General features: G+C 75.6%; 16 protein-coding genes and 1 pseudogene. 13 read left to right on the plus strand and 4 right to left on the minus strand.

Going from position 1 to position 21,490, the window contains the following annotated elements:
• The first annotated feature begins 12 nt into the window (after positions 1-12).
• The 7 genes from KPL57_RS10030 (at position 13) to KPL57_RS10060 (ending at position 9,446) form a co-directional block, all read left to right on the plus strand.
• Positions 13-2,718, plus strand: coding sequence for a DNA helicase (locus KPL57_RS10030; RefSeq protein ID WP_226351372.1), 2,706 nt, complete (start codon positions 13-15; stop codon positions 2,716-2,718).
• A 242-nt stretch (positions 2,719-2,960) separates the two neighbouring features.
• On the plus strand, positions 2,961-3,485 hold the full coding sequence (locus KPL57_RS10035) for an AAA domain-containing protein (RefSeq protein ID WP_226351373.1): 525 nt from the start codon (positions 2,961-2,963) through the stop codon (positions 3,483-3,485).
• A gap of 134 nt (positions 3,486-3,619) precedes the next feature.
• Positions 3,620-6,166: a nitrite reductase large subunit NirB gene (nirB, locus tag KPL57_RS10040; RefSeq protein WP_226351374.1), complete on the plus strand. Its 2,547-nt coding sequence runs from the start codon at positions 3,620-3,622 to the stop codon at positions 6,164-6,166.
• Entirely contained in the window at positions 6,163-6,600 is a 438-nt protein-coding gene (nirD, locus tag KPL57_RS10045) for a nitrite reductase small subunit NirD (RefSeq protein WP_226351375.1), read from the plus strand. The genes nirB and nirD overlap by 4 nt, the downstream gene beginning before the upstream one ends.
• Positions 6,601-6,706: 106 nt before the next feature.
• Positions 6,707-7,897, plus strand: coding sequence for a uroporphyrinogen-III synthase (locus tag KPL57_RS10050; protein WP_226351376.1), 1,191 nt, complete (start codon positions 6,707-6,709; stop codon positions 7,895-7,897).
• On the plus strand, positions 7,894-8,601 hold the full coding sequence (locus tag KPL57_RS10055; protein WP_226351377.1) for a sirohydrochlorin chelatase: 708 nt from the start codon (positions 7,894-7,896) through the stop codon (positions 8,599-8,601). Before KPL57_RS10050 ends, KPL57_RS10055 begins: the two co-directional genes overlap by 4 nt.
• Positions 8,602-8,603: 2 nt before the next feature.
• Entirely contained in the window at positions 8,604-9,446 is an 843-nt protein-coding gene (locus tag KPL57_RS10060; RefSeq protein ID WP_226351378.1) for a putative protein N(5)-glutamine methyltransferase, read from the plus strand.
• A 28-nt stretch (positions 9,447-9,474) separates the two neighbouring features.
• Here the strand turns inward: KPL57_RS10060 and KPL57_RS10065 are convergent, their stop codons facing one another.
• On the minus strand, positions 9,475-10,431 hold the full coding sequence (locus KPL57_RS10065) for a zinc-binding alcohol dehydrogenase family protein (RefSeq protein ID WP_226351379.1): 957 nt from the start codon (positions 10,429-10,431) through the stop codon (positions 9,475-9,477).
• A gap of 79 nt (positions 10,432-10,510) precedes the next feature.
• Here KPL57_RS10065 and KPL57_RS10070 point away from each other — a divergent pair, with 79 nt between their 5' ends.
• Positions 10,511-11,140, plus strand: a complete 630-nt coding sequence (locus KPL57_RS10070) for a TetR/AcrR family transcriptional regulator C-terminal domain-containing protein (RefSeq protein WP_226351380.1) — start codon at positions 10,511-10,513, stop codon at positions 11,138-11,140.
• Positions 11,141-11,146: 6 nt separating this feature from the next.
• On the opposite strand, the gene KPL57_RS10075 is transcribed toward KPL57_RS10070, so the two are convergent.
• Positions 11,147-11,428, minus strand: coding sequence for an MGMT family protein (locus tag KPL57_RS10075; RefSeq protein WP_020622958.1), 282 nt, complete (start codon positions 11,426-11,428; stop codon positions 11,147-11,149).
• A gap of 44 nt (positions 11,429-11,472) precedes the next feature.
• On the opposite strand from KPL57_RS10075, the gene KPL57_RS10080 reads away from it, so the two are divergent.
• Positions 11,473-14,934: an ATP-dependent DNA helicase gene (locus KPL57_RS10080; protein WP_226351381.1), complete on the plus strand. Its 3,462-nt coding sequence runs from the start codon at positions 11,473-11,475 to the stop codon at positions 14,932-14,934.
• Between the two features lie 48 nt (positions 14,935-14,982).
• On the opposite strand, the gene KPL57_RS10085 is transcribed toward KPL57_RS10080, so the two are convergent.
• Together KPL57_RS10085 and KPL57_RS10090 are read right to left on the minus strand one after the other, a co-directional pair.
• Positions 14,983-15,657, minus strand: a complete 675-nt coding sequence (locus KPL57_RS10085) for a phosphatase PAP2 family protein (RefSeq protein WP_226351382.1) — start codon at positions 15,655-15,657, stop codon at positions 14,983-14,985.
• Between the two features lie 10 nt (positions 15,658-15,667).
• Positions 15,668-16,516 carry an LLM class F420-dependent oxidoreductase gene (locus KPL57_RS10090; RefSeq protein WP_226351383.1) on the minus strand — a complete coding sequence of 283 codons (849 nt, stop codon included), beginning with the start codon at positions 16,514-16,516 and terminating at the stop codon, positions 15,668-15,670.
• An 80-nt stretch (positions 16,517-16,596) separates the two neighbouring features.
• Here KPL57_RS10090 and serS point away from each other — a divergent pair, with 80 nt between their 5' ends.
• From serS to KPL57_RS10110, 4 genes and pseudogenes are all read left to right on the plus strand, one after another.
• Complete coding sequence (gene serS / locus KPL57_RS10095) at positions 16,597-17,847, plus strand: serine--tRNA ligase (protein ID WP_149662959.1); 1,251 nt, start codon at positions 16,597-16,599, stop codon at positions 17,845-17,847.
• A gap of 920 nt (positions 17,848-18,767) precedes the next feature.
• Entirely contained in the window at positions 18,768-19,841 is a 1,074-nt protein-coding gene (locus tag KPL57_RS10100; RefSeq protein ID WP_226351395.1) for a family 16 glycosylhydrolase, read from the plus strand.
• Positions 19,754-20,620 (plus strand): annotated as a pseudogene (locus tag KPL57_RS10105) (UvrD-helicase domain-containing protein); the annotation flags it as partial. The gene KPL57_RS10100 and the pseudogene KPL57_RS10105, both read left to right, overlap by 88 nt.
• 224 nt (positions 20,621-20,844) lie before the next feature.
• On the plus strand, positions 20,845-21,411 hold the full coding sequence (locus KPL57_RS10110; RefSeq protein WP_226351384.1) for a 3'-5' exonuclease: 567 nt from the start codon (positions 20,845-20,847) through the stop codon (positions 21,409-21,411).
• Positions 21,412-21,490: the final 79 nt, after the last annotated feature.

A 21,490-nucleotide genomic window follows, 5' to 3' on the forward strand; every position in this document is an offset into this window, starting at 1 on the left:
GGGAGGTACAGCGTGGGCTCGAGCGGACGGGCGTCGGACATCGTGGGGTTCTGGCGGGCCGTCGAGCTGTTCGACGTGCAGAAGGTGCCCGATCCGGTGCAGGAGCAGCCGCGGGTGGTCGTCGACGTCGCCTCGGACGGACTGTTGCCGTGGCAACCCGAGCACCCGGTACAACGACGGCCGATCCGGTCCGACTACGAATGGTGCTACACGGTCTACCTCGGTCTGTACGAGGCCGCCCGAGTGGTGGACCAGCTCTGTTCGGCGTTCGGCCCCGAGTCGCCCTACACCGCCGGCACCCGGGCGCAGGGCGTCACGTCCGCGGTCATCGCTTTCGTCGTCGGCCCGGACGGGGTCATCGGGCCGGATACCCCGGTGCTGTCCAGCGCCGCGTGGGCCACCGGCAGGCTCCGTTCCCCAGGGCCGGGTTCAGCGCAATGGCTCGACGGTCTGGCACGGGAGCAGAGCGCGCTCCGGCGGGCGTTGACCGGGTTGAGCGACCCTCCCGTCGTGTCACCCCCGTCCGCCGTCCCGCCGGCGCGGGACAGCGGGCGAACCGACCGGTCGGTCGTCTCGCGTGCGGGTGCCGCGGTCCGCACACAGGTCACCTCCGCGGCTCGCGATGCGCTCGATGAGGGGGCCAAGTCCGCCGGCACCGGGGTCGACGGGATCGTCACCGCGGCGATGGGGGCGCTCGTGGGACCCGTGGTCGGGACGATCGCGGGTCCTCTGATCGGCACCATCGCCGGAGGAGTGGCCGGGAAGTTCGTGGAGAAGGTGCTCACCGCACGCCGGGCAGCCGGGCCGCGCGGGGACACCGAGCCCGCCGGCGGCTCGGCCGTACCGACGCCCGTCCACCGGGTCACCATGCACGACCTGACCGCGACGGAACTGACCGAGTTCGTGGGGGAACTCTCCGCCGCGCTCGGCATCGCGGACGTCCTGCAGCCGGCCGGGATCCGGGTCGAGTGCTGGCAGCGGCGACGGCGTCCCGACCGCCCGCCGCGGCCGCTGGAGGCGCCCCTGCTCAACAGCATGATCGCCGACGACCTGGACCGGATCGCGGCGTTGCTGCGCGACGGCGGGGCAGGCCGCGCGTTGCGGGACTACCTCACGGCCGACGCCGACATCGATGACGAGCGGCGCCGCGACGTGCAGGACCACCGCGACGAGGTCCTGAAGCTGGTCGGCCCTGAGTGCAAGCCCGCGGGCCGGTGGCCGACGGAGAGCGACCGCCCCCTGGCGATGGCACAGCAGTTCGCCGTCGACGCGATCCATGCCGAGCTGTCCAGCTCGTCAGGGCTGTTCGCGGTCAACGGCCCACCCGGAACGGGCAAGACCACGCTGATCCGCGACCTCATCGCCGCGCTCGTGGTCGACCGGGCGAAGGTCCTCGCCACCCTCGAGCGGCCCTCCGACGGATTCGGCGGCGTGCTGACCTACGACGACGGGGAGAAGCTTCGCGAGATCGATCTGCTGCGGCCCGAGCTGACCGGTTTCGAGGTGGTCGTCGCGACGAACGGCAACGACGCGGCGAAGAACATCACCCACGAGATCCCGGGGGCGAAGGCGGTGGCCGCGGAGTTCGATGCGCGTGACCGGTGCGACTACTTTCCCGAGCTCACCGACGATCTGCTCGAAGGCCCGTCCTGGGGACTCGTCGCCGCGGCGCTGGGCAACCGGAGCAACAACCGTGCCTTCACCAGCAGAGTCCTGCACGGTGATGGAGCGCCCCGCCCCAAGGGAGGCGCACCGGCGCCCCGGCGGGTCGGCCTTCTCAACCGGTTGACGACGGGCTCGGCGTCGGGACCGTCCTGGTCCGAGGCCCGTCGACGGTTCCGGGCGGCATGCGACGAGGTCGCGCGACGTACGGCAGCCCAGACAGCGGTCGCGGCCGCCGTCTCCGCTCTGCCGGAGCTGCGCGACGCGACGACCTCGGCCGAACGGGAGCTGCGAGCCCAGGGTGAGATCGTCGCGGCGCGCCGCGGGGAGGAACGGACGGCGGCCGACCGGGCATCCCGGCTGCGAGCCCGGCTCGACGACGCCACGGCCGATCTCGATCGTCACGTCGCGGGCAAGCCTGGTTTCTGGGACTCTCTGTTCAGCATGTGGGCGGTCCGACGCAGCTGGTACGCCGACGGCGTCGAGCTGCGTGGACGGCAGCGGACCGCGCGAGAGCAGTGGGAAGCCGCGGAGACCGAGCTCGACGCGGCCCGGGCCGCGACCGCGCAGGCCGAAGAGCAGCTGACCGGGCTCGACCGGAAGCACGCGACGATGCGGGGCGATCTCGCGCGCGCCGAGGAGATCGTGCGTACGGCGCCGACGCTGCCACCCGTCGCCGACGCCGACGACGCGGATTTCGAGCTGACCGCCCCCTGGGCGGATCCGGAGCTGGACCGGGCGCGGTCGGAGCTGTTCCTCGCGGCGCTGACCCTGCACAAGGCATTCGTCCTGGGTGCGCCGACCCGGTTCCGGCGCATGCTCATCACCGCCGGCCGGGTACTCGCGGATCCGGGCGGGATGCCACCCGCAGCGGTTCTTGCGGCGTGGCAAGGCCTGTTCCTCACCGTCCCCGTCGTCTCCACGACCTTCGCGTCGTTGCCGCGCCTGTTCGATCGCGTCGAGGTCGATGCGCTCGGCTGGCTGGTGGTCGACGAGGCCGGCCAGGCGACCGCGAGTCGGTGGTCGGGGGGCTGTCACGCTGTCGGCGCGCGGTGATCATCGGCGATCCGATGCAGCTGGAACCGATCGTGACCACTCCCCGTCCGGCTCAACGTGCTCTGGCCCGCCACTTCGCCGTCGACGAGCAGTGGCTCCCCGATGCGCGCTCCGCGCAGACCGCCGCCGACCGGCTCAACCGGTTCGGCCGGCGGGTGCCCCCGCGCGACCCGACGGCAGCCCGGGCGACCGACGACTGGATCGGCGCCCCGCTACGCGTTCACCGGCGGTGCGACCGGCCGATGTTCGACATCGCCAACACGATCGCCTATGGCCACACCCCGATGGTGTTCGGCACCCCGCAACGGATCGGCGAGTTCCCCTTGCCGAGCGTGTGGTTCGACGTCCGCGGCCAGGCGCGGGGACATGTCGTCGAGGAGGAGATCGAGATGCTCGCCGATGTGGTCACGAAGCTCCGGAGGGAGCTGCCGGTCTCCGGAATCCGCGTCGTCACGCCGTTCACTGACGTCCGGTGGGCTGCAGCCGGTCGGCTCCGCCGTGACGCGAAGCGGCTGAAGGAGCCGACGGAGGACGATCTGGTGAAGGTCGGCACCCTCCACTCGGTGCAGGGTATCGAGGCCGAAGCCGTGGTCCTCGTGCTCGGCGGCGGCTCCGATGGCGCCCGCAGGTGGGTCACCTCGGCGCCGAACCTGGTCAACGTCGCCGTGACCCGGGCGCAGCGTTGCTTCTGTGTCATCGGGGACCGCCAGGCCTGGTCGGCGATGCCCTACCTGTCGACAGCCGCTGAGCACCTCGGCGTCCGCTGATGACGAGCCCGCATCTCACACCGGGACGCCACCCGGAATGAGGACCTCGTAACGGCGCTGCAATCGCGCACAGTCCCCGTGTAATCCCGCGTTCCTACCGTCGTTCCCGAGCGATCGTGACGGAGGAGATGCACATGAGCCGCCACCTGGTGGTCGTCGGGAACGGCATGGTCGGCCACCGCCTGGTCGCCGCCGTCCGGGACCGTGACACCGCGGGGGACTGGGAGATCACCGTCCTCGGCGAGGAGACCCGCCGCGCCTACGACCGGGTCGCCCTGTCCTCCTACGTGGACGGCAAGTCGGAGGAGGAGCTGCGCCTCGACGACGACGACCTGCGCAGCGATCCGCTCGTCACCTACCACCTCGGCGACGCCGTGGCCTCGATCGACCGCGACGTCCGCCGCGTCACCACCGCGTCCGGCCGCACCCTGGCCTACGACGCGCTGGTGCTCGCCACCGGCTCGTACCCGTTCGTCCCGCCGGTGCCCGGCAAGGATCTGCCCGGCTGCTTCGTCTACCGCACCCCCGACGACCTCGACGCGATCAAGGCGGCCGCCGCGGCGGCAGCCGACGACCCGGCTCGCAAGGGGCGGCCGTCGGCGATCGTCGTCGGCGGCGGGCTGCTCGGCCTGGAGGCGGCCCGCGCGATGCGGCTGCTCGGGCTGTCGCCGCAGGTCGTCGAGATCGCGCCACGGCTGATGCCGGTCCAGGTCGACGAGGGCGGCGGCGCGCTGCTCAAGCGGCTGGTCACCGCCCAGGGCATCGCCGTGCGGACCGGGGTGTCGCTGTCCGCGGTGTCCGCCGACCGCGGTCGGCTCGTCGGGACGCTCTCCGACGGCGTCGAGCTCGACGCCGACCTCGTCGTCTTCTCCGCGGGCATCCGCGCCTCCGACCAGCTCGCCCGCGACTGCGGCCTGCCGGTCGGCGAACGCGGCGGGGTCTGGGTCGACGACCGCTGCCGCACCTCCGACGACGCCGTGTGGGCGATCGGCGAGTGCGCCGCCCTGGAGGGCCGCACCTACGGCCTGGTCGCGCCCGGCTACGCGATGGCCGAGGTCGTCGCGGACCGGCTGCTCGGCGGGCAGGCCCGGATGACGCCCGAGGAGCTGGACATGTCCACCCAGCTCAAGCTGCTCGGCGTCGACGTCGCGAGCTTCGGCGACGCGCACGCCACGACCGAGGGCGCGCTGGAGATCGTCGTCAACGACCCGGTCGAGGGCACCTACTCCAAGCTGGTCGTGTCCGACGACGCGTCCACGCTGCTCGGCGGGGTCCTGGTCGGCGACGCCTCGCGCTACGGCTCGCTGCGCCCGCTGGTCGGGTCCCGGCTGCCGGACGACCCGGTCACCCTCATCTCGAAGGGCGGGGCCGAGCCCGACGCGTCGGCGCTGCCCGACTCCGCGCAGATCTGCTCGTGCAACGCCGTCACCAAGGGCACTCTGTGTGCGGCGATCGCCGACGGCGCGCACACCGTGCCGGAGCTGAAGGCGTGCACCCGCGCGGGCACCACCTGCGGCTCGTGCGTCCCGGCGCTGGCCCGGATCCTGGAGCAGCAGGGTGTCGAGGTCTCGAAGGCCCTGTGCGAGCACTTCGACCACTCCCGCGCGGAGCTGTTCGAGATCGTCGCCGGGGCCGGCATCCGGTCGTTCTCCGACCTGGTCGCCCGCTTCGGCCGCGGCTCGGGCTGCGACATCTGCAAGCCGGTGGTCGGGTCCATCCTCGCGTCGCTCTACAACGAGCACGTCCTCGACGGTGAGCGCGCGACGCTGCAGGACACCAACGACCACTTCCTCGCCAACATGCAGCGCAACGGCACCTACTCGGTGGTCCCGCGGATCGCCGGTGGCGAGGTGACCCCCGAGGGCCTGATCGTGATCGGCGAGGTCGCCCGCGACTTCGGGCTCTACACCAAGATCACCGGCGGGCAGCGGATCGACATGTTCGGCGCCCGCGTCGAGGACCTCCCCGCGATCTGGCGACGCCTGGTCGACGCCGGGTTCGAGTCCGGACACGCCTACGGCAAGTCGCTGCGCACCGTGAAGTCCTGCGTCGGCACGACGTGGTGCCGCTACGGCGTGCAGGACTCGGTGGGCCTCGCCGTCGAGCTGGAGCTGCGCTACCGCGGGCTGCGCAGCCCGCACAAGCTCAAGTCCGGCGTCTCCGGCTGTGCGCGCGAGTGCGTCGAGGCCCGCTCCAAGGACTTCGGCGTGATCGCCACCGAGCACGGCTGGAACCTCTACGTCGGCGGCAACGGCGGCTTCACCCCGCGTCACGCCGAGCTGCTCGTCTCCGACGTCGACACCGAGACGCTCGTGCGCACCATCGACCGGTTCCTGATGTTCTACGTCCGCACCGCCGAGCGGCTGCAGCGCACCGCGCCGTGGATCGAGGCGATGGAGGGCGGGCTGGACCACCTGCGCGCGGTGATCGTCGACGACTCGCTCGGCATCTGTGCCGAGCTCGACGCCGCGATGGCCCGCCACGTCGACTCCTACGCCGACGAGTGGGCCGGCGTCCTGGCCGACCCGCAGAAGCTGGAGCGGTTCGTGTCCTTCGTCAACGCGCCCGACACCCCCGACCCCACCGTCCGCTTCGTCGAGGAGCGGGGACAGAACGTCCCCGCCCCCGGCCGTCCCGACGAGCCCGTCCTGATCGGCCTCCCGGAGGTGTCCTCCCGATGAGCACCCAGCTCGACGCGTCCACCAGCACCAGCACCACCACCGCCACCAGCACCGGAGCGACCACGACCGCCGCGCCCGCCCCGGCCGGGACCGAGCCCACCGGCTGGCTCACGGTCTGCCCGGTCGAGCGGCTGCAGCCCGGCCGGGGGGTCGCCGCACTCGTCGGCGACACCCAGGTCGCGTTGTTCCGTCTCGCCGACGGCTCGGTGTACGCACTGGGCAACATCGACCCGTTCACCGGGGCCGCGGTCGTCTCCCGCGGCATCGTCGGCGACCGCGGCGGCGAGCCGACCGTCGCCTCGCCGCTGTACAAGCAGGTCTTCGCCCTGCGCGACGGCCGCTGCCTGGCGGGTGCCGACGAGGGCGACGCTGTGAGCCTGCCCGCGTTCGTGGTCCGGGTGATGGGCGAGGAGCTGCAGGTCGGGCTACGGTGAACGCCCCTTCCCGTACCGTCGTGCCCACCACCACCCGCGACGCTCCCGGCCATCTCCGCGCGTCCTCAGCGCCGGCCGGCCGGGACATCGGAGGAACGGAGAACCGGTGACCCGATCCGCCGCACGAGACGTCGCCGCCGCGCCCGACGCGGCGGCGGTGCCACCGCTGGCCGGGTTCACCGTCGGGATCACCGCGGCCCGGCGCGCCGAGGAGCTGGCCACGATGCTGGAGCGCCGCGGCGCCACCGTCCAGCACGGGCCCGCGCTGCGCATCGTGGCCCTCGCCGACGACGCCGACCTGGAGAGCCGCACCCGCGAGCTCGTCGCGGCACCACCGGACATCACCGTCGCGACCACCGGGATCGGCTACCGCGGCTGGATCGAGGCCGCCGACGGCTGGGGGCTGGGCGAGGAGCTGCTCGCCGCGCTCGGCCGGTCGGAGATGCTGGCCCGCGGGCCCAAGGCGCGCGGCGCGATCCGCGCGTCGGGCCTGGTCGACGCCTGGTCCCCGGAGTCGGAGTCCACCGCCGAGGTGCTGGAGCACCTGCTCGACCGCGGCGTCGAGGGGACCCGGATCGCTGTGCAGCTGCACGGCGAGCCGCTGCCCGACGTCGTCGACGCGCTGGAGATGGCGGGCGCCGAGGTCGTGACGGTGCCGGTCTACCGGTGGGCGCCGCCGCTGGACCTCGCCCCGCTGGACCGGCTGATCGACACCACCCTGGCCGGCGGGATCGACGTCCTGGCGTTCACCAGCGCCCCCGCCGCGGCCGGGATCCTCGCCCGTGCCGGGGAGCGGGGTCTGCGCGAGGAGCTCCTCACCGCGCTGCGCGGCCCCGTGCTGGCGCTGTGCGTCGGCCCGGTCACCGCGGCGCCGCTGGAGGCGCTCGACGTGCCGACCGTGCAGCCGCAGCGTTCCCGGCTCGGCGCGATGGTGCGGACCTGCGAGTCCGTCGCCCCGGCCCGTGCCCGCAGGCTCCCGGTCGGCGGCCACCAGCTGGAGCTGCGCGGACACGCGGTGCTCGTCGACGGCAGGTTCTGCCCGCTCCCGCCGACGCCGATGGCGCTGCTGCGGCTGCTCGCCAGGCGGCCCGGCCGGGTCGTGTCCCGTGCCGAGCTGCTCGCCGCGCAGCCCGGTGGTGCGGGCGACGAGCACGCCGTCGAGAACGCCATCGCCCGGCTCCGCGCCGCACTCGGTGTCCCCGGCCTGGTGCAGACCGTGGTGCGCCGCGGCTACCGGCTCGCACTGGAACCCGAGCACGGCGCGCACTGCGCCGAGGACCCGGAGGTGACCCGGTGACCGGACTCCCGCTGCTGCTCGTCGCGCACGGGTCGCGCTCCGACGCCGCCGACGCGGTGATCCGGTCGCTCGCCGAGGCCGTCGCCGCACGCGGCCCGCAGGTCGAGATCTGCTACGTCGACGTCCGCGGTCCGAAGGTCGTCGACGCCGTGATCGGGCTGCGGGACCGCGGCCACGACGGCGCCGTCGTCGTCCCCGCGTTCCTCGCCGCCGGCTACCACGTGCGCACCGACCTGCCCGCCCAGCTCGCCGAGGCCGGCGCCGACCCGGCCCGGTTCGCGGTGACCCGCTCCATGGGGCCCGACCCGCTGCTCGCCGCAGCGGCCCTGGACCGGCTGCGCACGGCCGGCTACCGCGACGGCGACGCCGTCGTCCTCGCCGCGGCCGGCTCGTCGGACCCGTCCGCGGTCGCCCAGGTGCACGCGAGCGCCGGGATGCTCGCCCGCCGGGTCGGCCGTCCCGTCCCGGTCGGGTTCGCCGCCACCGGCAGCCCGTCGGTGGCCGAGCTGGTCGCCCGGCTGCCCGACGCCGGGGAACAGCGGGTCGCGGTCGCGTCCTGGCTGCTGGCACCCGGTGTCTTCCAGACACGGCTGCTCGGCTCGGGCGCCGACGTCGTCGCCGACCCGCTGGGCGTGCACGACGACGTGGTCGCCGCCGTCCTCAAGCGCTACGCCGCCGGGGCCGCCGCGGTGCTCGCCGCCTGACCGTGCCCCGGCCCGACCCGGACCTGGTCGCCCGGCTGCGGGCGGCGGGCTGCGTGTTCGCCGAGGACGAGGCGGCGCTGCTCGCGACCGCGGCCGACGGCCCGGAGCGGGAGGCACTCGTACGGCGTCGTATCGCCGGTGAACCGCTGGAACACGTCCTGGGCCGGGTGGACTTCGACGGGCTGAGGGTGCGGATCACCCCCGGGGTGTTCGTGCCGCGCCGTCGCAGCGAGGCACTGGTGCACGCGGCCGTCGCCGCCCTGCCGGCCCTCGCTCCCGGGCACCGACCGCTGGTGGTCGACCTCTGCTGCGGCTGCGGTGCGCTGGGCCTCGCCGTCGCCCGCCGGGCCGCCGCCGACCGTCACGGCGCCGACCGTCATGTCGCCGACAGTCGCGCCGCCGACTCCCGCGCCGTCGATCTCCACGCGGCCGACGCCGACCCGGTCGCCACCGCCTGTGCCGCGGCGAACCTGGCCGGGATCGGGACGGTGCACACGGGCGACCTGTTCGCCGCGCTCCCCGGCCGGCTGCGGGGCCGGGTCGACGTGCTCGTCGCGAACACCCCCTACGTACCCAGCGGCGCGATCGCGTCGATGCCCCCGGAGGCCCGCGACCACGAGCCCCGCGCCGCGCTCGACGGCGGCGCCGACGGCCTCGGCCCGGCCCGCCGCGTCGCCGCCGGGGCGGGGGAGTGGCTCGCTCCCGGCGGGACGCTGCTCATCGAGACCGGCACCGCACAGGCGCCGGTGCTGGCGGAGGTGTTCACCGCGCACGGGCTCACCGCCCGGATCGGCACCGACGACGACCGCGGCGCGACCTGGGTGCAGGGCCGCGCTCCCCGCTGACCGGGGTGTCTCGGTCGGCGACGACGGGTCACCCGGTGGTGATCACCAGGCGCCCGGGCCCGTCGGCGGTCCAGGCCCGCTCGACGTCGGCCAGCTCCGCGGTCCGGACCGGCACGTCGAGACCCTCGGTGACGACGGCGTCCAGCAGCCGCGGCAGCTCGGCGAACAGCAGCGCCGGGTCGATGCTCCCGCCGCCGCTGCCGGTGACCTCGATCCGGCGGGCGCGCAGGATCGCCGCGTCCAGCTCGACGGTCCGCCCGGCGAGCGAGCCGATCTGCACGTAGCGCACCGCCCGCCCGCCGTGCTGCAGGCTGCCCGAGCGCAGCGCGTCGAACGCCGCGACCGCGACCGGGCCCCACAGGTAGTCGAGGACGACGTCGGGACCGCCGTCGAGCGCGGCCACGAGAGCGGCGGTCGTCGCGGCGGGGTCCTCGCCGATCCGGACGCCGACGACGCGGTCGTCGGCGCAGACCCGCTCCAGCGCGGCGGGGTCGCGCCCGGCCGCGACCACCCGGCCCGCGCCGTGGTGTAGCGCGATCCGCACCGCCAGCGAGCCGGAGGCGCCGGTCGCACCCAGGACCAGGACCGTCCCGCCGGTCGGGACACCGCGGTCGGCCAGCGGCATCCACGACGACATCGCCGGGTTGACCACGGCCGCGGCGAGCTCGGTCGGCAGCGCGTCCGGGACGGGCACGGCCCAGCCGGCCGGGACCAGTGTGCGTTCGGCGATCGTCCCGTACGGGTCCGGGCAGCCACCGGTGTAGACGCGGCGGCCGTCGTCGAACTCGGCGATCCCGTCGACGCCGGCGACGAACGGCAGCCGGTCCCCCGCGGAGTAGTGGCTGCCCGCGGCGACCGAGCGCACCAGCTGGTGCACCCCGGCGGCGAGCATGCGCACCTCGACCGTCCCGGCGACCGGATCGGGATCCGGGAAGTCGGCGTACGCGGGCGGGGTGGTGAACGACGTGACGACAGCGGCCTTCATGGGGCACCTCCGTTGAACATTGTTCAAATCCAGGTGGCCTACACTCCTCTGAACACTGTTCAACGTCAAGGGGGGTCCGGTGGCGCTGCACCGCGAGGCCATCGTCGACGCGGCGTTCGAGCTGCTCGCCGACGGCGGGCTCGACGCGATCACCGCCCGCGCGCTGGCGGCTCGGCTCGGGGTGCGTGCGGGCGCGCTCTACTACCACCTGCCGGACATGGCGGCGCTGCGCGACGAGATGGCGACGCGTGTCGTGCGGCGGGTGCTGCAGCGCGTCGGGGAGGCGGCCGGGTCGGACTGGGCGACACTGTTGCGGACCGCGGCGGCCGGCACCCGGGACACGCTGCTGGGCTACCGGGACGGGGCGATGCTCGTCGCCGGCACCCGCCTGCTCGACGACGAGGCGCTGCGCTCCCTGGAGGTGCCGCTGGCCGCGCTCGTCGCCGCGGGGTTCGCCCCGCTCGACGCCCAGCGCGCGCTGGCCACGGTGAACGCCTACGTCGTCGGGTTCGTGATCGAGGAGCAGGAGCGCCGGGACCCGGTCCGCGGCGCCGCGTACACCGCCGAGCACCGCCGGGCCCGGCTCGACCCGGACGCGCAGCCGCTCAGCCACGCCCTGAGCGACGAGGTCGTCGCACTGCCGGAGGAGGCCTTCACCTGGGGGGTGGAGGCGATCGTCGCCGGGATCGGCGCGCGCCGTGGCGGGTGAGGCCGGTCAGCGCCTGCGGTGCTCACGGGGCAGCCGGCCGTCGACCATCAGGATCCCCTCGGCCCGCAGCCGGGCCGCCTGCTCGGCGGCGAGGTGCGGGGCCGAGCGCCCGTCGGAGCGCAGCACCCGGTGCCACGGCAGGTCGTGGCCGTCCTCGGCGAGGATCCGGCCGACCAGACGCGCCGAGCGGATCCCGGCGAGCTCGGCCACCTCGCCGTAGCTGAGGGTCTGTCCGGGCGGGATCGACCGGACGACCTCGCGCACCCGCTCCAGGATCTCGGAGTCCACGCCTGCAGTCTGACGCTGTCGGTGCCCCGTGGTCTCATCGCCCCATGAGCCGAACAGCCACCGAGCAGGCGTCGCCGCGCCTGGTGCGTGCGGACCCCCGGCCCGCTCCCGCGCGGGAGTGGACCGGTGCCGCCGCGCGGGTGCTCGCGCACGAGCGCGGCGCGCTGCGGGTGCTGGGCGGGCCGGGCACGGGCAAGACGAGCCTGCTGCTCGACGCGGTGGTCCGGCGCATCCGGGCCGGTGAGCCGCCCGGGTCTGTGCTCCTGCTGGTCGGCAGCCGCCGCGCCGCGGAGGAGCTGCGGGGCCGGCTGACGTCGCTGCTCACCGCGTTCGGCGGCGAGCTCGCCGGGGACTTCGGGGTGCGCACCACCCGTGAGCTGCTGGTGCGGACCGTGCACTCCTACGCGTTCGGGGTGCTGCGGCTGCACGCCGCGCGCCACGAGGACCCGCCGCCGCGGCTGCTCGCCTCGGCGGAACAGGACGTGGTGGTCCGCGAGCTGCTCGCCGGGGAGATCGACGGCTGGAACGGCACCGTCCCCGGCTCGGGCTGGCCGGAGCGGCTCGACCCGGCCCTCGGACTGCCCGGGTTCGCCGCGGAGCTGCGGGAGCTGCTGCTGCGGGCGGCCGAGCGCGGGCTGGGCCCGCGGGAGCTGGCCGAGCTGGGGCGCGAGCACGGGCGCGAGGAGTGGGTCGCCGCGGCCCGGTTCTTCCGCACCTACGAGGAGGTCACGTTGCTGCGCGGGGCGGCCGGGCGGGGCGCCCCGCAGGCCACGGCGCCGGCGCTGGACTCGGCCGAGCTCGTCGCCGCGTCGCTGGACACCCTGGCCGCGGACCCGGACCTGCGTGAGCAGGAGCGGCGCCGGGTGCGCCACCTCCTGGTGGACGACGCGCAGGACCTCGACCCGCAGCAGATGGAGCTCGTCGCGGCGCTGGCCGAGCACGCCGGTTCCACGCTGCTCGCGGGCGACCCCGACCAGGCGGTCCTGACCTTCCGCGGCGCCGACCCGCAGGGCCTGACCGTGCTCGACGCGCCCACCGAGGTCCTCACCGTCGCCCACCGCCAGCGGCCCGGGGTGCGGGCGGCGGGCCTGCGGGTGGCGGAGAAGCTGCCGGGCGCCGGGGTGACCCGGACCCGGCGCGGCCCGGAGCAGGACGACGGGGCCCCCGAGGCCCCGGACGGCCCGGACGCGGCCGGGGTGGGTGAGGCCCTGCAGGTCCGGGTGTTCGGGTCGCCGTCCGCGGAGGCCGGCTGGATCGCCGACCGGCTGCGGCGCGCGCACCTCGTCGACGGGGTGCCGTGGGCGGACATGGCGGTGCTGTCGCGGTCCGCGCGGCGCACCCTGCCCGCGCTGCGCCGAGCGCTGGCCGCGGCCGGGGTCCCGCTGGCCGCACCACCGGACGAGGTGCCGCTGCCGCGCCAGCCCGCCGTCGTGCCGCTGCTGCTGGTGCTGCGCGCGGCCTGGCGGCCGTCCGCGATCGACGCCGACCTCGCGACCGCCCTGCTCACCTCACCGCTGGGCGGCGGTGACCCCATGCGGATGCGACGGCTGCGCCGCGGCCTGCTGCGGATGCACGCCGCCGCGGGGCACGACGTCCGGACCTTCGCCGACGACGACCGCGTCGAGGCGGGTGAGGTCGACCCAGCCGCGCCGAGCAGCGATCCGCTGTTGGTCGAGATGCTGCGCGACGCGGTCGCGGGCCGGCCCGACCCGCTGCCGATGCTCTCGCCCGCCGAGGCGGCACCGATGCGCGACGTGGGCCGCCTGCTCGACACCGCCGCCCGCTCGATCGGTGCGGGTGACCAGGTCGAGGAGACGCTGTGGAAGGTGTGGCGGCGCACCGGTCTGGCGAAGCGCTGGAGCGAGGCGAGCGCCCGTGGGGGCCCGGGCGGCGCGGCCGCCGACCGGGACCTCGACGCGGTGCTGGCCCTGTTCGACGCGGCCGCCCGCTACACCGACCGGCTGCCCGGTGCCGACGTCGGCGGGTTCCTGGAGTACCTGCTCGACCAGCAGCTGCCGGGGGAGACCCTGGCCCCGCAGGCCCCCCGGGGCGGCGCGGTCGAGCTGCTCACCGCCCACGGCGCCCGGGGCCGGGAGTGGACGGTCGTCGCGGTGCCCGGGGTGCAGGAGGGTCTGTGGCCCGACGTACGGCTGCGCGGCAGCCTGCTCGGCCACGAACGGCTCGTCGACCTCGTCGGCGGGGTCGCCGCCCCCGACGACGCGGTCTCCCGCACGGCGCCACTGCTCGCCGAGGAGCGCCGGCTGTTCTACGTCGCCTGCACCCGTGCCCGGACGACGCTGCTGGTCAGCGCCGTGCAGGGGGAGGACGAGCAGCCCTCCCGGTTCCTCGACGAGCTCGACCCCCGCCCCGCCGACGCCGCCGAGGCCCGCCCGGTGCACCGGCCCGAGCGGTCCCTGGTGATGGCCGAGCTGGTCGGGGAGCTGCGTCGCGCCGTCACCGAGCCCGACCACGGCGACCCGGGGCGCGCCGCGCGTCGTCGCCGGGCGGCGGCCCAGCTGGCCCGGCTCGCCGCGGACGGCGTCCCCGGGGCCCATCCCGACGACTGGTACGGCGTCGCCGAGCTGTCCGACGGCGCCCCGCTGCGCGCCGAGGGCGAGCTCGTCCCGATCTCCCCCTCCGACGTCGAGACGATCGCCGGCTGCCCCCTGCGGTGGGTGCTGTCCCGGCACGGCGGCGACGAGACCGGCGCGCTGTCGGCGGTCACCGGGTCCCTGGTGCACGCACTGGTCCAGGCCCGTGCCGCCGGGGCCGACCCGGCGGAGCTGGAGGAGGCACTGCGGTCGGCGTGGCGGCGACTCGACACCGGGGCCCCGTGGTTCGGGCGTCGCGAGCTGGTCCGGGTGCGCGAGATGCTCGCCGCCTTCGACGACTGGGTGCGCCGCAGCCGTGCCGAGGGGCTGGAGCTGGTGGCCGTCGAGCAACCGGTGCAGCTGGACCTGGACGCCGGGGACGACAGCGAGGGTGACGACCCGGGGGCGCCGGACGGCCCCGCGCTGCTGCCGGTCGACACCGACGGCGGTCCGGGGCGCGGCGGCGGTGCCGCGCGGGCGGCGCGCCGGGTCCGGCTGCGCGGTCGGGTCGACCGGCTCGAACGCGACGACCAGGGGCGTCCGGTCGTCGTCGACGTCAAGACGGGGAAGACGGCCACCTCGGCGAAGGCCACCGCCGAGCACCACCAGCTGGCCGTCTACCAGCTCGCGGCCTCGCTCGGCGCGTTCGACCAGCTCGTCGGGGCAGGGGTGGAGCCGGGCGGGGCGCGGCTGCTGTTCCTGGCCGACCGCAAGGCGAGCGGCGAGGCCAAGGAGCCGCAGCAGGCGGCGCTGCGCCCGGAGGAGATGGGGCACTGGCGGGACGTGCTGATGACCTGTGCCGAGGACTCGGCCGGGGCGGTGTTCGTCGCCCGCGCCGGGCCGGACTGCGACCGCTGCCCGGTCCGTACGAGCTGCCCCGCGGTCGAGACGGGCCGCACGGTGGTGGACGGGTGAGCGGGCCCGGCCCCACCGAGCGGACGCCCCGTCGGTCAGGGCCGGTGGTCAGGTCACGCGCGCCGGTCGGGCCCGGCGGTCGGCGACGCGGTCGATGACCAGCGCCGCACCCAGCCCGAGCGCGACCGCGGCGCAGAACCCGCCGACGGTGTCGGTGGCGTAGTGCGCCCCGAGTCGCACCATGCCCGCGCCGACGGTGCCTCCGGCCAGCAGCGCCGTCGCGGCCAGGGTGGCGACGGCAGGTCCGGTGCGGGCCACCGGCAGCAGCCCCACCAGCAGCAGGGCGACGACGAGCCCGATCGAGACCGCACCGCCGGTGTGGCCGGAGGGGAACGCGTAGCCGTCCGCGGTGGCGGTGCCGATGGTGCGCCCGATCAGTGGTTTGAGCACCGTCGTCGCGATGCCGGTCAGGCCGGGGCCGACGACGGCCAGCACGGCCAGCCGCGGTCGTCGCAGGTACAGGGTTAGCCCGGCGAGCAGCAGCGCGAACAGCACGACCGTCGGCGGGGAGCCGAAGGTGACCGCGTCCGCGAGCAGCGAGCCCGACCGGTGTCCCAGCGCGTCCACCACGGCGTCGGCGTCGCGGTCGATCCGCCCGGCGGTCGCGTCGCCGCGGTAGGCCCAGGCCAGGACCGCGAAGACGGCGACGGCCGCCGCCACGATCAGTGGCGCCGGCCGTCGCAACGGTCCCAGCAGGGACGGGTCGTCGGGAGTGGGGCGCACCTGGCCCAGGTTAGCCCGCGCTGGCGAGCCCCAGGGCGCTCGCCAGCCGTCGCAGGTCGCCCTCCGGCTCCGCCATCCCGGGCGTGATGACCTGGGCGCAGACGTGGTCGGCGCCGGCGTCGAGGTGCTCGTCGAGCCGGGCCGCGACCTGCTCCGGGGTGCCGTGCGCGACGAGCGCGTCGATCAGGGCGTCGCTGCCGCCGTCGTCGAGATCGGACTCGGCCCAGCCGAGCCGCTTCAGGTTGCTCCGGTAGTTGACCAGGCTCAGGTAGGGCTTCTCGACGGCCGGGCGGCCCAGGGCACGCGCGGTGGCGGGGTCGTCGTCGAGCACCACCTTGTGCTCCGGTGCGATCAGCGGTCCGGCGCCGTAGCGCTCGCGGGTCGAGCGGGTGTGCTCGGGTGTGGTCAGGTACGGGTGCGTCCCGGCGGACCGCTCGCGGGCCAGGTCGAGCATCTTCGGGCCGAGCGCGGCGACCGCGCGGCCGTCGCGGGGGACCCCGAGCTCGTCGAGCCGGTCGAGGTAGGCGACGAGCGCGGCGTAGGGGCGGGTGTAGTCGCTGGTGGCCTCGGGGTGCCCGACGCCGATCCCCAGCAGGAACCGCCCCGGGTGCCGCGCCTCGATGCGGTGGAAGGACTCCGCGACCTCGTCGGCCGGGGTGGCCCAGATGTTCACGATGCCGGTGGCCACGGCCAACGAGGTCGTCGCGTCGAGCAACGACTCGGTCAGTGTCAGGTCCCCGGGCGGGGAGCCGCCGACCCACACCGCACCGAACCCGAGCTTCTCGATCTCGGCGGCGAGATCGGGGGACAACCCGCTCTCGTGCCGCCACACGCCGTACCGGCCGAGGGAAACACTCATGGTGGTGACTACCACCGCGAGGGTCCGATCATTCCCGGTCCTACGATGGCCCCTCCACTACGCGAGAGGCTGGAACAGCAGTGATCGACCTCAAGGCGGCCCGACAGGACCCGGACACCTTCCGCACGGCGCTGTCCCGTCGCGGCGCGTCCGCGGACTTCGACGCGCTGCTGGAGGTCGACGCGCGCTGGCGCGAGGCCACCGACCGCGTCGGCAGCCTGCGTGCCGCGGCCAAGCAGCGGCCCAAGGGGAAGCCGACCCCGGAGCAGGTCGAGCAGTTCAAGCTGGAGAAGGAGGAGCTGCGCGCCGCCGAGGACGCCCTCGCCGTCGCCGACACCGAACGGTCCGAGCTGCTCGCCCGCATCCCGAACCTGCCCGACCCGACCGCCGCCGACGGCATGGCGGAGGAGGACGCGGTCACCGTCCGCACCTGGGGTGAGCCGCCGGTCTTCGACTTCACCCCGCGCGACCACCTGGACCTGGCCTCGTCGACCGGCCGGGTCGACATGGCACGCGGTGCGCGGCTGTCGGGCTCGCGGTTCGCCTACCGGTTCGGGGACGTCGCGCGGCTCGAGATGGCCCTGTTCCGCTACGTCATGGACAAGCTCGCCGGCGAGGGGTTCGTCCCGGTGCTCGGCCCGGTCCTGGCGAACGAGCGGGCGATGTACGGCACCGGCTTCCTGCCCACCGAGGCGTCGAACCTCTACGAGCTGGAGAAGGACGGCCTCTACCTCACGGGCACCTCCGAGGTCGCGCTCGCCGGGATCCACATGGACGAGATCGTCGACCTCGACACGCTCCCCGCGCGCTACGTCGCGTTCTCGACGAACTTCCGCCGCGAGGCGGGCGCCGCGGGCAAGGACACCAAGGGCATGTTCCGGGTGCACCAGTTCGACAAGGTCGAGATGTTCGTCTACTGCCTTCCGGAGAACTCCCGGGACGTGCACGAGGAGCTGCTCGCCCACGAGGAGTCGATCGTGCAGGAGCTGGGGCTGCCGTACCGGGTGCAGAACATCGCCGTCGGCGACCTCGGCAACCCGGCCGCGAAGAAGTACGACATCGAGGCCTGGTTCCCGGTCCAGGAGCGCTACCGCGAGATCACCTCGTGCTCGAACACCACCGACTACCAGGCGCGACGCCTGAACGTCCGGTTCCGCCGCGAGGCCGGTGCGCCGACCGAGAACGTGCACACGCTCAACGGGACCGGTGCCACCGCCCGCGCCATGCTCGCGATCATGGAGAACTTCCAGGACGCGAACGGGACGGTCACCGTGCCGGAGGTGCTGCGGGCCCACGGCGCCCCCGCGACGGTCGGCACCCCGCCGGCCTGATCGCTCTACCGCAGACGGGGTGACGCGCGCGACCTCCTGACGGAGCAACCGAACGGGGTCCCGTGCGTCCTGCTTGCGTGGAGAAACCGGGGAGTGGCGTGTCGCGGGGCGGGGAACGCCCGGACACGTCGCAGCACACCGCCGTCGGTGGTGGGCGCCCCCTCGGGCCCGACGCCCGTCGGCCGTCCGCCGTGCCGTCTCCCGTGCCGTCTCCCGAGCCGTGGCCGACCGGACGACGGGCCCGGGCGCGCCGCGCGGGCGTGACCTCCGGCGCCGAGATCGCCGAGGCGACCCGCGGGCCGTCCGCCGCCGCCCGGGACGCCGTACCGGGGCCCGTGTCCCCGGTGCCGCGGGCCCGCGGGCCCGTCCGCGCCGACGGCACCGTCGCGGCCGCGAGCGTCGGGGACGGAGCGGAACGCACCGTGGAGACCCGCGCCGTCGTCGCGCACCGGTCGACGGGCAGGCACCTCGCCCCGGACGCCGTGCCCGGTCCGCGCTGCGGGCCCCGGCCGCCCACCGCAGCGACAGCGGAGGTCGGTGGCACCGCGGCCAGGCCGGTCCCGCCGCGGACCTCGGCCGAGCCGACCCCCACCGCGCAGATCCCGACAGCGCAGATCCCCACAGCGCAGATCCCCACAGCGCAGATCCCCACAGCGCAGATCCCGACAGCGCAGATCCCCACAGCGCCGGCGCCGACTCCGCCGGCGTCGCCCCCCGTGCTGCGGACCTCGACGGCACGGGTTCCCGCAGCCCCGGGGTCGATCACCACCACGTCCCGCCTCCGCCCCACCGAACGCGGAGCCCGGGCCACGGGCGCCCGGGCCGGACGCCCGGACCGAGCCGGGCACCCGGACCGAGCCGTACGCCCGGACCGCGCCGTCACCGGCCTGCGCCGGCGGATCGCGCACGGCGCCGGGGCGATGGCGCTGGTGCTCGTCGCCGCCGCCGGGCTGACCTGGACCGTGCTCGTCCCGCCGGACGGCACGGCCGGTGCCGACCCGGCGACGTCCGCGCTGGACAACCAGCTGCCGCCCCCGCCGCCCCCACCTCCGCCACAGCAGTGGCGTCAGGTCGGCGGCGACGAGTTCGACGGCTCCCGCGTCGACCGCTCCACCTGGACCGTCTACAACTCGCCCGGCGGGTTCGGCAACGGCCTGCGCCGCCCGTCCGCCGTCGGCGTCGGCGACGGCCTGCTCACCGTCACCGCTCGCCCCCGGGCCGCGGGCGGCGGTGTCTCCGGCGGCGTCGCGATGCACGACGGACAGCTCTACGGCCGCTGGGAGTTCCGCGCCCGCACCGACGTCGGCACCGGGTACAGCCCGGCGATCCTGCTCTGGCCGGACTCCGAGCGGTTCCCCGACGACGGGGAGCTCGACATGATGGAGATCCCGTTCGGCGACCGGCACGCGGCCACCGCCTTCGTCCACTACGGTGCGCAGAACCACATCCTGTCGACCGCCAGCCCCGGCGACTTCACCCAGTGGCACACCTTCGCGCTGGACTGGCTGCCCGACCGGATCACCTGGTACGTCGACGGGGTGAAGAGGTGGGAGGTCACCGACCGCCGCGCGATCCCCACCACTCCGATGCACCTGGCCATCCAGCTCGACCAGGGCCCGGCCTCCGGGTGGATCCCCGCTCCGGACGCGTCCACCCCGACGAGGTGCGGCTGCAGGTCGACTGGGCCCGCGTGTTCGCACCCGTCGACGACGCCGGATAGCGCCCGAGACCGAACCGGGACGACGGCGGGGGCCGGGCACCGCTGTCGGTGGGGCCGGGTAGAACGGTCCCCGTGGACCCCACCCCCGCCGAGCTGGCACGCGCGCTCGGTCTGCACCCGCCGACCGAGGAGCAGGCCGCGGTCATCGCCGCGCCCGCCGGGCCCGCGCTCGTCGTCGCCGGGGCGGGGGCCGGCAAGACCGAGACGATGGCGGCCCGCGTCGTCTGGCTCGTCGCGACCGGCCGGGTGCTGCCCGAGCAGGTCCTCGGGCTGACCTTCACGCGCAAGGCCGCGCAGCAGCTGGGCACTCGCGTCCGGTCCCGGCTGCGCCGCCTCGCCGGGGCCCGGCTGCTCGACGACCTGGACCCGTCGGGCGCCCGGCGCGCCGCGCTGCTGGCGGGCGAGCCGACCGTCGCCACCTACCACGCCTACGCCGGGCGCCTGGTCGGCGAGCACGCGCTGCGGCTGCCCGCCGAGCCCGCCGCCCGGCTGCTCGGCCCGACCGCGGCCTGGCAGCTGGCCCACCGCGTCGTCTCCACCTGGGCCGCGGACCTGGAGATCGACCGGGTGCCCGCGACCGTCACCGGCTACCTGCTCTCCCTGGCCGGGGAGCTGGGGGAGCATCTCGTCGAGCCGGACCAGGTGCGGCGCCTCGCCGAGCGGATGCTGCCGGTGCTGCAGCACGCCCCGCCCGGCAAGCGGCAGCGCGCCGAACCCTCGGCCGGGTACAAGGCCCGCATCGCCGCGCAGCGGATGCGCTGCGAGCTGCTGCCGCTGGTCGAGGAGTTCGCCCGGCGCAAGCAGGCCGAACAGGCCATGGACTTCGCCGACCAGATGGCACTCGCGGCCCGCATCGCCGAGGCCGACCCGGAGGTCGGGCGGATCGAGCGTGCCCAGTACCGGGCCGTGCTGCTCGACGAGTACCAAGACACCGGGCACGCCCAGCGGGTGCTGCTCCGCGCGCTGTTCGGCGTGCCGCCGGGGCTCGCCCCGGAGCCCGGCGACGACCCGGAGTACCGCTCGGTCACCGCGGTCGGCGACCCCTGCCAGTCGATCTACGGCTGGCGCGGCGCGAGTGCCGGGAACCTGGCGCGCTTCCGCACCGACTTCCCCGCCGCGGGCGGCGACCCCGCCCCCGTGCACGGCCTGCTCACCAGCTTCCGGAACCCGGCCGAGGTGCTCGTGCTGGCCAACCGGGTCTCCGAGCCGCTGCGGACCGCGCCCGGCACCGTCCGGGTGGGGGAGCTGCGCCCGCTCGACGGTGCGGGCCCGGCGACGTGCGGGCCGCCCTGCTGCCCGACGTCGCGGCCGAGGTCGCCTGGACCGCCGACGGCATCGCCGAGCTCTGGCACGCCGGCCACGCCGACGGCACCCCGCCCACCGCCGCGGTGCTGGTCCGGCGCCGCTCCGACATGGACGCGCTCGCCGCCGCGCTGCGCGACCGGCGGGTCCCGGTGGAGGTCGTCGGGCTCGGTGGGCTGTTGTCCACCCCCGAGGTCCGCGACCTCGTCTCCGCGCTGCGGGTGGTGTCCGACCCGCTCGCCGGACCGGCCGCCGTACGGCTGCTGACCGGGCCCCGGTGGCGGCTCGGGATCGCCGACCTGGCCGCGCTGTGGCAGCGCGCCCGCGAGCTCGTCCCGCCCCGCCCGGCGGCCGCCCGGGCCGCTGTCGGCCGCCGACCTGGCGCTGGGGCGCTGCCCGGGGAGCAGGCCGAGCAGGCCGGTCTCGTCGACGCCCTCGACGACCCGGGCGGCCCGGAGCGCTACTCCCCGGCCGGTTCGACCGGATCCGGCGCATCGGCCGCGAGCTCGCCCAGCTGCGCGCCCGCACCGCGGCCCCGCTGACCGACCTGGTCGCCGACGTGGAGCGGACCCTGCTCCTCGACGTCGAGACGGCGGCCCGTCCCGCCCCCCCACCGGCCGG

This window comes from Pseudonocardia sp. ICBG601 (genome assembly GCF_020496245.1).

Bases quoted from the DNA above. Each gene is read 5' to 3' on its own strand.
- KPL57_RS10100 (WP_226351395.1), top strand. From the start codon at position 18,768: ATGGCGCTGGTGCTCGTCGCCGCCGCCGGGCTGACCTGGACCGTGCTC.
- nirD (WP_226351375.1), top strand. From the start codon at position 6,163: ATGAGCACCCAGCTCGACGCGTCCACCAGCACCAGCACCACCACCGCC.
- KPL57_RS10035 (WP_226351373.1), top strand. From the start codon at position 2,961: ATGTTCGACATCGCCAACACGATCGCCTATGGCCACACCCCGATGGTG.
- nirB (WP_226351374.1), top strand. From the start codon at position 3,620: ATGAGCCGCCACCTGGTGGTCGTCGGGAACGGCATGGTCGGCCACCGC.
- KPL57_RS10080 (WP_226351381.1), top strand. From the start codon at position 11,473: ATGAGCCGAACAGCCACCGAGCAGGCGTCGCCGCGCCTGGTGCGTGCG.
- KPL57_RS10065 (WP_226351379.1), bottom strand. From the start codon at position 10,431: ATGAAGGCCGCTGTCGTCACGTCGTTCACCACCCCGCCCGCGTACGCC.
- KPL57_RS10090 (WP_226351383.1), bottom strand. From the start codon at position 16,516: ATGAGTGTTTCCCTCGGCCGGTACGGCGTGTGGCGGCACGAGAGCGGG.